The sequence below is a fragment of the Halorubrum trapanicum genome, assembly GCF_017873555.1.
Taxonomy (GTDB): Archaea; Halobacteriota; Halobacteria; order Halobacteriales; family Haloferacaceae; genus Halorubrum; species Halorubrum trapanicum.
On the sequence record NZ_JAGGKE010000016.1, the window covers coordinates 40,284 to 50,652 of the forward strand.

Annotated in this window: 10 protein-coding genes; 6 read left to right on the forward strand and 4 right to left on the reverse strand. The window is 70.4% G+C overall.

Going from position 1 to position 10,369, the window contains the following annotated elements; genetic code table 11:
- Positions 1 to 19: 19 nt before the first annotated feature.
- Positions 20 to 2,293 (reverse strand): beta-glucosidase, encoded by a 2,274-nt coding sequence (locus tag J2744_RS14105; RefSeq protein ID WP_210113884.1) that lies wholly within the window; start codon positions 2,291 to 2,293, stop codon positions 20 to 22.
- Positions 2,294 to 2,417: 124 nt separating this feature from the next.
- On the opposite strand from J2744_RS14105, the gene J2744_RS14110 reads away from it, so the two are divergent.
- Entirely contained in the window at positions 2,418 to 3,566 is a 1,149-nt protein-coding gene (locus J2744_RS14110) for an acyl-CoA dehydrogenase family protein (protein WP_210113885.1), read from the forward strand.
- A gap of 48 nt (positions 3,567 to 3,614) precedes the next feature.
- On the opposite strand, the gene J2744_RS14115 is transcribed toward J2744_RS14110, so the two are convergent.
- The gene (locus J2744_RS14115) at positions 3,615 to 4,205 is read right to left on the reverse strand and encodes a hypothetical protein (protein WP_210113886.1); all 591 of its coding nucleotides are present in this window, start codon (positions 4,203 to 4,205) and stop codon (positions 3,615 to 3,617) included.
- Between the two features lie 157 nt (positions 4,206 to 4,362).
- Between J2744_RS14115 and J2744_RS14120 the strand changes: the two genes are divergently transcribed.
- Positions 4,363 to 4,905 (forward strand): halocyanin domain-containing protein, encoded by a 543-nt coding sequence (locus tag J2744_RS14120; RefSeq protein ID WP_210113887.1) that lies wholly within the window; start codon positions 4,363 to 4,365, stop codon positions 4,903 to 4,905.
- A gap of 57 nt (positions 4,906 to 4,962) precedes the next feature.
- Here J2744_RS14120 and J2744_RS14125 read toward each other — a convergent pair whose 3' ends face one another.
- On the reverse strand, positions 4,963 to 5,481 hold the full coding sequence (locus J2744_RS14125) for a hypothetical protein (protein WP_210113888.1): 519 nt from the start codon (positions 5,479 to 5,481) through the stop codon (positions 4,963 to 4,965).
- A gap of 155 nt (positions 5,482 to 5,636) precedes the next feature.
- Here J2744_RS14125 and J2744_RS14130 point away from each other — a divergent pair, with 155 nt between their 5' ends.
- From J2744_RS14130 to J2744_RS14140, 3 genes are all read left to right on the forward strand, one after another.
- Complete coding sequence (locus J2744_RS14130) at positions 5,637 to 5,912, forward strand: cytochrome C oxidase subunit IV family protein (RefSeq protein ID WP_210113889.1); 276 nt, start codon at positions 5,637 to 5,639, stop codon at positions 5,910 to 5,912.
- 183 nt (positions 5,913 to 6,095) lie between these two features.
- Positions 6,096 to 6,755: a thiaminase II gene (gene tenA / locus J2744_RS14135; RefSeq protein ID WP_210113890.1), complete on the forward strand. Its 660-nt coding sequence runs from the start codon at positions 6,096 to 6,098 to the stop codon at positions 6,753 to 6,755.
- A gap of 78 nt (positions 6,756 to 6,833) precedes the next feature.
- The gene (locus J2744_RS14140; RefSeq protein ID WP_210113891.1) at positions 6,834 to 7,472 is read left to right on the forward strand and encodes an NAD(P)-dependent oxidoreductase; all 639 of its coding nucleotides are present in this window, start codon (positions 6,834 to 6,836) and stop codon (positions 7,470 to 7,472) included.
- Positions 7,473 to 7,506: 34 nt separating this feature from the next.
- On the opposite strand, the gene J2744_RS14145 is transcribed toward J2744_RS14140, so the two are convergent.
- Positions 7,507 to 8,994: an aldehyde dehydrogenase family protein gene (locus J2744_RS14145; RefSeq protein ID WP_210113892.1), complete on the reverse strand. Its 1,488-nt coding sequence runs from the start codon at positions 8,992 to 8,994 to the stop codon at positions 7,507 to 7,509.
- Positions 8,995 to 9,140: 146 nt separating this feature from the next.
- Here J2744_RS14145 and J2744_RS14150 point away from each other — a divergent pair, with 146 nt between their 5' ends.
- Positions 9,141 to 10,103 carry an ArsR/SmtB family transcription factor gene (locus tag J2744_RS14150; protein WP_210113893.1) on the forward strand — a complete coding sequence of 321 codons (963 nt, stop codon included), beginning with the start codon at positions 9,141 to 9,143 and terminating at the stop codon, positions 10,101 to 10,103.
- Positions 10,104 to 10,369: the final 266 nt, after the last annotated feature.

Consider the following 10,369-nt stretch of genomic DNA (forward strand, 5'->3'; position numbering starts at 1 on the left):
TCGACCGTCAGTTCCCGACCTACCGCTCGACGGAGACGCGGCCGCGGAAGTCGCGTGAGGACCGCCCCACTTCGACGACGTACGCCCCGGAGTCGACCGTCCAGCCCGCGGACTCGTCGTACCGGCCGAACGCGCGGTCGTCGAGGTCGATCTCGACCGTCGCCGACTCGCCGGGATCGAGCGCGACGGCCGCGAAGCCGGCGAGTTCTCGCGGCGGGCGGGGGCGATCGCCGGGAGTCCCGGACGTGTCGGCCGTATCGGGGATGTCGGCCGCGTCGGGCGCCTCGACGTACGCCTGAACGACCTCCCGACCGGGGCGGTCACCGCCGTTCGAGACGGTCGCCTCGACCGTCGACGGGCCGACGGCCTCGACCGCGTCGTACCGGAACTCGGCGTAGCTGCGGCCGTGCCCGAACGGGTACGTCGGCTCCGCGTCGGTCGCGTCGAAGTGGCGGTAGCCGACGAGTAACCCCTCGTCGTAGCTCGCCTCGCCGTCGACGCCGGGGAAGCGGCGCTCGTCGGCCGTCGGGTAGGCGTCCTCGGGCGCGAACGTCACCGGGAGCCGCCCGCCGGGGTCGGCGTCGCCGTAGAGGACCGCCGCGGCGGCCTCGCCGTGCGCCTGCCCGGGGTACCACGCCGCGAGCACCGCGTCGACCGCGTCGCGCCACGGGGTTTCTATCGGGCCGCTCGCGTTCGCGACCACGACCGTCTCGTCGGCCGCGTCGGCGACGGCGGCGACCAGCTCGTCCTGCCGCCCCGGGAGTCGGAGCGAGTCGCGGTCGGCGGCCTCGGTCGCCCGGTCGCGGACGAAGACGACGGCGACATCGGCGGCGGCCGCCGCCGCGACGGCGTCCTCGACCTCGACCGACTCCCCCGGTCCGGCGTCGGCGCCGTCGTCCGGCGCGTCCGCGTCCTCGGTCGCGGGACCGCCGGCGCCGCCCATCGCGTCGAACATCGAAATTCCCTCGACGCGGGGCAGCCCGCGGGCCACCGTCACCGCGCCCGCCGCACGCGCCTCGATCCCTTCGCGGGGGGTCGTCCGGACGAACGGCGTCACCTCCGAGGAGCCGCCGCCCCCGAGGAGCGCCTCGTCGACGTTCGGGCCGACCACGGCCACGTCGGCCTCGTCCGCGAGCGGCAGGACGCCGTCGTTCTCCAGCAGGACGCTCCCGCGCGTCGCGACCGTCGCCGCGAGGTCGCGGTGCTCCGGGGTGTCGAGCGCGCCCGCCTTCTCGTCGCCGCTCGCCTCGCCGTCGTCACTCGTCTCCCCGTCGAGGTGCCCGACCGCGTCGAGCGACCGGAGTATCCGCGTCACCATGTCGTCGAGGCGGGACTCGGGCACGTCGCCGCGCTCGACCGCGGGACCGAGGTCGGTCGCGTACCGTCCCCCGCTCGTCGGGTCCGGCATCCCGCCCGCGAACGGGGAGTCCTCCGCCGCGTCGAAGAGGCCTTGGGGACTGTCGCCTTCCGACTCCGTACCGTCCGGGCCTCCCCCGATCCCCCCGAGGGACTCGGGCGGAATCCCCATCGATTCGAGCAGCTCCGGGACCGTGATCCCGGGCATCTGCAGGTCGAGTCCGGCGGTCGCGCTGTCGACGACGCTCTCGGTGCCGAACCAGTCCGAGACGACGTAGCCGTCGAACCCCCACTCGCCTTTGAGCACGTCCGTGAGCAGGCGTTCGTGTTCGCTCGCGTACGTCCCGTTGACGCGGTTGTACGACGACATCACCGACCCGGCGCCGGCCTCGACGGCGTCGCGGAAGGCGGGGAGGTACAGCTCGCGGAGGACCGGCTCGGCGGCCTCGGCGCTGACCTCGGCGCGGCCTGTCTCCTGGTTGTTCGCGGCGTAGTGTTTCGGGGTCGCGACGACGCCCGCGGACTGGATCCCCTCGGTCACCGCGGCCGCGAACGCGCCGGCGTGGATCGGGTCCTCCGAGAAGTACTCGAAGTTGCGTCCGCAGTGCGGTACCCGGATCAGGTTCGTGCCGGGACCGAGGAGCACGTCCTGCCCGCGCGCGGTCGCCTCGCGGCCCAGCGCCCGCCCGAACCGCTCGGCGAGGTCGGGGTCGAACGTCGCCGCGAGCGCGGGCGACGAGGGGAAAGCGGTCGCCGGCTCGTCGGTCCGGACGCCGAGCGGGCCGTCAGTCAGCCTGATCGGCGGGATCCCGACGCGCTCGACGCCGGAGACGAACCCCGTCGCGGTTCCCTCGGCGTCCACGGTCCCGTGGACGAGTCCGACCTTCTCCGCGAGCGTTAGCTCCGCCACGACCGCCGCGACGTCGTCTCGGCTCATGTTGACTGACCGTTCAGTCAGGATCCACTTAGCTCTTACAACAGCGGCGAGTCGGCGGGCCGCTCCGACAGGATTGATCACGGTCGTTCGCATCGTTTATGGCCGCGGGTCGCAATTCTTGCCCATGGACTTCGAGGTACCCGCGGAACACCGGATGATACGCGACACCGTCCGGGAGTTCTGCGAGGCGGAGATCGCGCCCATCGCCCAAGAGATCGAGGACGAACACCGCTTCCCCGAGGCGGTGTTCGACTCCCTCGCGGAGCTCGATATGATGGGCGTGCCGGTCTCCGAGGAGTACGGCGGACTCGGCGGCGACCAGCTGATGTACGCCTTGGTCACGGAGGAACTCGGCCGCGTCTCCGGCGGGATCGGGCTCTCGTACGCCGCGCACACCTCGCTCGGCGCGAAGCCGATCGACCTGTTCGGCACCGACGCACAGAAGGAGGAGTGGCTCCGGCCGCTCGCGGAGGGCGAGGGGATCGGCGCGTGGGCGCTCACCGAGCCGGGGAGCGGCTCGGACGCCTCGGACATGGACACGACCGCCGAGTACGACGCCGACGCGGGCGAGTACGTTCTGAACGGGACGAAACAGTTCATCACGAACGCGAACGTCGCCAACTCGATACTCGTGAAGGCCGTCACCGACCCCGAGGCCGGCTACGACGGCATCTCGACGTTCATCGTCGACCCGGAGAACGACGACGGCTTCGAGGTGACGACCGTCTGGGAGAAGATGGGACTCAACAGCTCGCCGACCTGCGAGATCGCCTTCGACGACGTGCGAATTCCGGAAGACCGGCTGCTCGGCGAGGAGGGCGAGGGGTGGAAACAGACGATGAAGACGCTCGACGGCGGGCGGATCTCCATCGCCGCGCTCTCCGTCGGTCTCGCGCAGGGCGCCTACGAGGCCGCCGAGGAGTACGCGGGCGAGCGCGAGCAGTTCGGCAAGCCGATCGCGAAGTTCGACGCGATCCGCGACAAGATCGTCCACATGCACCGCCAGATCGAGCGCGCGCGACTGCTGACCCACCGGGCCGCGTCGAAGTACGACGCGGGCGAGTCGGTCACCCGGGAGTCGGCGCTCGCGAAGCTCGACGCCAGCGAGGCGGCCCGCGAGGTCGCCGAGGAGGCGGTCCAGACGCTCGGGGGCTACGGCTACACCACCGACTTCGCGCCGCAACGCTTCTACCGGGACGCGAAGCTGATGGAGATCGGCGAGGGAACGAGCGAGATCCAACACGTCGTCATCGGCCGCGAACTGGGGCTGTAGGCGGTCTCGGTCTCGGTCTCAGTCGGGGAAACTGATTTTCGGGCCGCGTCAGGGAAACTCGACGAGGTCGTCGTCGACGGCGCGCAGGCTCTCGGCGAGCCGCGAGCCGTCGGGTACCGCCTGCCGGAACGGTTCCGATCCGAAGCGGACCTCGCCGTTGACGGAGACCAGCCCGAGGTCGGCGGGGTCGCCGGCGAGTCCGGTGAGGAACGCGACGGTGCGGACCGCGGGCACGTCGCCGGCCCGCGCGTCGGGGTCGACGGAGCCGTACAGCGTGCGGTTCGTCGCGACGTGGTGGACGCAGGTCGGCGTCGGCGCGAAACACAGCAGGTAGCGGGTCCCCGGCTCGGTGCGACCGAGCTTGGGGCGGAGGGCGTGGCGCTCGTCGGCGTGGAAGTACCGCTCCATCCGACGGTACTGCCGGAGGACCTCGTTCGCGCCGGTGGCGCGGCGGACCGCGGCGTCGGCCTTGAGTTCGATCACGCGATCGACCGGCTCGGGCGTCCACGTCCGGACGAACAGGTCCACCACTCCCTCCCGCCCGTCGGCGTCGTACGGCTCTTCGAGCCGGATCCTCGGGTCGTCGACCGTCGCCTCGTAGTGTTCGACGAGCCGAGTCGCCAACGCGTCTTCGCGCATGCGTCTCCGGAGGGAGCGGAGGGCGATAAACCCGGCTCTCGCCGCCGCGCGGTGACCGACGCTCCGGTCCGGGTCGGTCGCGCCGCGCGACGCGGCGCGTTCCCGGAAACCGAAAGGCATCACGGGGTTTGTAAGGCTCCAATCCCTATTTTCGCCGATGTCTGACAAACTGTCCAGACGGCGGTATCTCGCCGGGACCGGAGCCGCGTTGACCATCGGAACGCTCGCCGGCTGTTCCGGCGGCGGTGACGGCGGCGATGGGTCCGACGGGAGCGACGGATCCGACGGTTCGGACGGGACCGACGGCTCCGACGGCGGCGACGCCGCCGAGGACGTGCCGAGCGAGATCGACGAGTACCTCGCCGACGCCAACCAGTACGACGGGACGATCGCGGACCGCACCGGCCAAGACGAGGTCACGATTCAGGTCGGCACCGGCGACGTCGGGTTCGGCTTCTCGCCGGCTGCCGTCCGCATCGACTCCAGCACGACCGTCGTCTGGGAGTGGACCGGTAACGGCGGCAACCACAACGTCGAATCGGTCGAGGGCTCCGAGTCGGACTTCACCAACGGTGAGCGCGTCGCCGAGGAGGGATACACCTTCGAGCAGTCGTTCGACAACACCGGGATCCAGCTGTACCAGTGTACGCCCCACGCGGCGAACGGGATGCTCGGCGCGATCGAAGTCGTCGAAGCCTGACCCGCTCTCGGCGGACCGTTCGGACGCGAATTCGTTTTTTCGACGGCGAGACGAGACTTACGAGAGGAACGACCAGCGAACGTCGACGATCCGGTCGTGCTCGCTGGTGACCGTCGGCCGCGCGAGGTGGTCGTTGGCGTTGACGCCGGCGTCCGCCAGGTGGGCGAGCGCCTCGTCGAGCGTGCGGTCCGAGCGCTCCACGCCGGCGTCGCGAACGTACGGGGCGTCGATCGGGTCCGCCCGCGAGTTCGAGATCGCGATCGCGTCGGTGAGGTCGCCGCCGATCGCGTGCGGCGGCTGGTGGAAGTGCCAGTCGCCGACGGTGAGGAACAGCCACACGTCGCCGTTGATGGCGTGGTACTCGCCGGTGACCCGGTCGGCGTCGTACGCGACGATCCGCGAGAGGACGGCGGTCTTGACCCGATAGAGCGCGTCCTTTCGCGCCGAGCGGACGTTGCTCTCGGTGACGTCGCCGCGCTCGTAGGCGGCGGTGGCCTCGTCGGCGAACTGCTTTGCGACCTTGTTGACGACGTACAGCGATTCGAGCAGGTCGTCCGTCGGTTCGAGGGGGGTCACGTGAGGTACCGATCGCGTGCTGCGACCGGCCGGAGTTCCGGCCGTCGAGCGCATAGGCGTTTCGGGATCCGGCCTTCCGGTCGGGTAGTCGAGACCTGCGCTCGCGACCCCCGGATGGTTAATTCTTTAAGCGCAGGGACGAAGAGGGAGGCAAGATGGCGCACGACTCCGTGAAGCTGTATACGGCGATATACGTCGCCCTTCTCGCGGCGGCGACGCTGAACTTCCTCCTCTTCGAGTCGACCCTCGTCGATTTCACGTACATACAGGCGGTCGGCGGCACGCTGTTGATCGCGACGGTCAAGACGCTGCTCATCGTCGCGTACTTCCAGCACCTCCGGTGGGAGAACCGCTCGCTGACCTACCTGATGGGACTCGCGCTCGCGCTCACCATGCTGCTGATGGCGGCCGCGACGTACTCGATCTCGTAACGACCCTGCGCCCGCGTTTTCCCGCTCGAAGTTCCCTCCCGAAGCGTCTCGGTTCCACGCCTTCCGAGCGACCGCGTTTCGTCTCGCTCGCGACCCGCGCGCCCTCGACGGCGTCCATCTAAAGTAGTATTATCAAGTGATATCAGGCAGTTATATCACGCCGCGAAACGAGACTCCGACGAGATGGGATTCAGCGACCGACTCCTCGACGCCGGATCGGATATCTGGGACGCGCAGAAGGAACACCCGTTCGTCGTCGAACTCGCCGAGGGAAGCCTCGACGAGGCGGCGTTCCGCCACTGGGTGAAACAGGACTACCGATACCTGCTCGACTACGCGCGCGTCTTCGCGCTCGCGGGGGCGAAGGCGGACGACGAGGAGACGACCCGGCGGCTGACGGGGACCGCGCACGCCACCCTCGCCGACGAGATGGACCTCCACCGGTCGTTCGCCGCCGACTACGGCCTCTCGTCCGCGGAGTTGGAAATCGTCGAGAAGGCGCCGACCTGCGCCGCGTACACCGACTTCCTCGTCCGGACGGCCCACGAGGGGTCGATCGCGGAGGTCGCCGCCGCCGTCTACCCCTGCGGACAGGGCTACCTCGACGTCGCGGACCACATGGCCGACCTCGCGAGCGGGGACCACCGGTACACCCCGTTCATCGAGAAGTACACGAGCGACGAGTTCCGCGAGACGGTCGGGTGGATGCGCGACCTCGTCGACCGGTACGGCGAGGCGTACCCCGGCGAGCGCGACGCGATGCGGGCGGCGTTCCTCCGGAGCGCCCGGCTCGAACACGCGTTCTGGGAGATGTGTTACACCGAAGAGGAGTGGGAAGTGTAACCGGGCGGCGCGGAGCGGAAGCAACGCCCGCTGGTTGCGGAAGGCTATACTCCGCGCGGCCCGTTCGTCCGGACGACAATGGACGTGCTACTCTTGGGCGCGAGCGGTCGTATCGGACGGCGAGTCGCGGCGGAACTCCTCGACCGCGGGCACTCGGTCACGGGCGTCTCGCGGAGCGGGACCGTCGAGGGAATCGACGACGAGGCGTTCGTCGCGGTCGCAGGCGACGCGACCGACCCCGATCAGATCGCGCGGCTCGCGGCCGGCCACGACGCGGTCGCGTCAGCGCTCGGACCGGGTGAGGACGACTCGCCGGAGGTCCTCACGGAGATGATCGAGGCGGTCATCGAGGGACTGCGCCGCGCCGAGGTCGACCGACTGGTGTGGACGGGCGGCGCCGGCGGACTCCGCGTCGGGCCGGACACGCGGCTCGTCGAGACGGAGGAGTTCCCCGACGAGTGGGAACCCCTCGCGCGAGCGGCCATCGACGCGTACGGGATCCTCGAAGGCGCCGACGACCTGCGGTGGACGTACGTAGCGCCCGCCGCGCTCATCGAACCCGGCGAGCGGACGGGCGAGTACCGGACTGCCGAGAGGGAGCTGGTGGCCGACGAGGACGGCGACAGCTACATCTCGATGGAGGACTTCGCCGTCGCCCTCGTCGACGAACTCGAATCGGGCGACGGGGTCGGTAGCTACGTCGGCACCGGGTACTGAGTCGGAACGACACGGCGGCGGCGGAGTCGCGCGCTCAGAACGGATACTCGCGCGGCTCGTACTGGATCGAGATCCACTTCGTCTCGGTGATCTCGTCGAGGAACGCGTCGCTGTTGTAGTGGCCGACGCCGGAGGCGCCGATCCCGCTGAACGGGACGTGCGCCTCGTCGTTGATCGGCTGGTCGTTGATGTGGACGTTACCGGTCTCCATGCGGTCGGCGATCTCCTTCGCCGTGCCGAGGTCGCCGGAGTGGACCGCCCCGGAGAGCCCGTACTCCGTGTCGTTGGCGATCTCCACCGCCTCGTCCACGTCGGAGAACGGGATCACCGGCGCGATCGGGCCGAAGTGCTCGTTCGCCGCGGCGGGCATGTCGTTGGTCACGCCCGAGAGGACGGTCGGCGCGACGACCAGCGAGTCGTCGACGCCGTCGACGTCCACCGTGTGGCCGCCGGTCTCCAGCGTCGCGCCCGCGTCGACCGTCTCGTCGACGTAGCCGAGCATCTCGTCGCGCTGCGACTCGTCGATGATCGGGCCGACGATCGTCTCCGGGTCGTGGACGCCGCCGGCCGGCAGCGACTCGGCGCGCTCGACGAGGCCCGCGACGTACTCGTCGTAGATGTCCTCGTGGACGACGTGGCGGTTGATCGAGATACACACCTGCCCCTGGTGGACGAACGAGCCGAACGCGGCGGCGTCGAGCGCGCGGTCGAGGTCGGCGTCCGCGGTGACAACGTGCGCGTTGTTGCCGCCCAGCTCCATCGCCGGGACGGCGAGGTTCTCGCCGGCGAGGCCCGCGACGCGCTTGCCGATCTCCGTCGAGCCGGTGAACGCGACGACGTCGCTCTCGGGGTGGCTCGCGACGCGGTCGCCGATCTCCGAGCCGCGGCCGGTGACGACGTTGAGGACGCCCTCGGGGAGGTCGGTCTCCTCGAGCAGCTTCGCGAACAGCAGCCCGCCGGTGATCGGGGAGTTCGTCGAGGGTTTGAGCACCACCGAGTTCCCGGCCGCGATGGCGGGCGCGACCGCCCGCATCGAGAGGTTCAGCGGGAAGTTCCACGGCGAGATCACCGTGACGACGCCCTTCGGGCCGACCTGGAGCTGGTTCTCCTTGCCGGGGATGTTAGAGGCGGCGTGCTCGCCCTTCATCCGGCGCGGGAGCGTCGCGGCCTCGCTCGCGTGGTCGCTCGCGATCTGGATCGACGTCTCGCCCATGATGGCCGAGCCGCCGACCTCGTACTCCAGCAGCTCGATTATCTCCTCGCTGTGCGCGTCGAGCGCGCCGAGGAACTGCTGGACGACCTCCTGCCGGTGCGCGGGCGGCTGCTCGCCCCACGCCTCCTGCGCCTCGGCGGCGGCCTCGTAGGCGGCGTCCACGTCCGCCTCAGTCGCGGCGGCGACTTCCGTCACCGTCTCGCGCGTCGAGGGGTCCTCGACGGCGATGGTCTCGCCGCTCTCGCTGGCCCGCCACTCGCCGTCGACGTAGAGCCGGTCCCAGTCCGCGTCGATCGATAAGTCACTCATTGCGTTTTATCAAACGGAGGAAACGGGGAAAAGAGGAGAGATAGCGGAGATGTCGTCCGGATAGCGAGAGGGGGATGGGTCGAGGCGCCCGCCCGCGTTCCGCCCGCTTCAACAGACTTTACCGCCCGGTAAACGAGAGGTGACGTATGAGTCAGTTCGACCGGTCCGGCGGCGTCGCCTCCGACGGGGAGCGCACGGACCGCATCGACGGCGCCGACGCCCCGGCCGCGACCCCGCGAACCGAATCGCGGATCCCGCCCTCGGAGGTGTTCTCGGTCCTCGGCAACGAGACGCGGGTCGAGGTCCTTCACGCGCTGCTCGAACTCGGCGGCGACGAGTCGCCCGTGAGCTTCACCGACCTGTTCGAGCGGGTCGACGCGACGGACAGCGCGAACTTCAGCTACCACCTCGACCAGCTCACCGGCCACTTCGTCCGGCGGCGCGACGACGGCTACGAGTTCCGCGCGCCCGGTCGGAAGGTGGTCAGCTCCATCTTCACCGGCACCCTGACCGAGCGGGCGCAGCTCGGCTTCTTCCCGGCGGAGGGGTCGTGTCACGCCTGTGGCGGCGACCTCCACGCCTGGTACGTCGACGACACGCTCTCCATCGGCTGCACCGACTGCGGCGCGATTCAGGTGAGCTACCCGTTCCCGGCGGGCGCGCTCGACGGGCGGTCGACCGACGACCTGCTCGAGGCGTTCCACCACTACGTCCGGCACCACTACTGCCTGGCCGCCGACGGCGTCTGCCCCGAGTGTACCGGGACCGTCGAGACCGACCTAGTGCGGACGCCCGACGAGGAGGGTCAGGAGGTGGCGGTCGAACACGCCTGCCAGCGCTGTAGCTACGACCTCCGCTCGACCGTCGGTCTCCTCCTGCTTGACGACGCCGACGTGCTCCGGTTCCACGCGGACCGCGGCGTCGACCTGAGTTCGGCGCCGTTCTGGGAGTTCGACTGGTGCGTGAGCGACGCCGCGACGACGGTCGTCTCCGAGGACCCGCTCCGCGTTCGGCTGACGGTCGCCTGCGACGGCGACGAGATGCGCGTGGGCGTCGACGAGAGCGGGACGGTCGTCGAGACCGACGGCCCGGACCTCGACGCGCGGTAACTGCCTAAGCTCGCAGCCTGCGCTCGACGACCGCGGGGTGGTGACGACTATTTATAACTGAACTGCGGTGGCGCGTGCCGACGAGCAGCCGTCAGGCTGCGAGTCGCACGCGCGAGGGAGTCGCGGGGGGGGGGCGCCCCCCCCCCCCGGGGGGGGGGGGGGGGGGGGGCGGGGGGGGGGGCGCGGGGGGGGGGGCTCGAAACGGGCGCCCCGTGGCGGGGGGCGGCGCAGGTAGGAACCCCAACGGGGGGCCGGCGCCCCCCCAA

Bases quoted from the DNA above. Each gene is read 5' to 3' on its own strand.
- J2744_RS14105 (WP_210113884.1), bottom strand. From the start codon at position 2,293: ATGAGCCGAGACGACGTCGCGGCGGTCGTGGCGGAGCTAACGCTCGCG.
- J2744_RS14110 (WP_210113885.1), top strand. From the start codon at position 2,418: ATGGACTTCGAGGTACCCGCGGAACACCGGATGATACGCGACACCGTC.
- J2744_RS14115 (WP_210113886.1), bottom strand. From the start codon at position 4,205: ATGCGCGAAGACGCGTTGGCGACTCGGCTCGTCGAACACTACGAGGCG.
- J2744_RS14120 (WP_210113887.1), top strand. From the start codon at position 4,363: ATGTCTGACAAACTGTCCAGACGGCGGTATCTCGCCGGGACCGGAGCC.
- J2744_RS14130 (WP_210113889.1), top strand. From the start codon at position 5,637: ATGGCGCACGACTCCGTGAAGCTGTATACGGCGATATACGTCGCCCTT.
- tenA (WP_210113890.1), top strand. From the start codon at position 6,096: ATGGGATTCAGCGACCGACTCCTCGACGCCGGATCGGATATCTGGGAC.
- J2744_RS14140 (WP_210113891.1), top strand. From the start codon at position 6,834: ATGGACGTGCTACTCTTGGGCGCGAGCGGTCGTATCGGACGGCGAGTC.
- J2744_RS14145 (WP_210113892.1), bottom strand. From the start codon at position 8,994: ATGAGTGACTTATCGATCGACGCGGACTGGGACCGGCTCTACGTCGAC.
- J2744_RS14150 (WP_210113893.1), top strand. From the start codon at position 9,141: ATGAGTCAGTTCGACCGGTCCGGCGGCGTCGCCTCCGACGGGGAGCGC.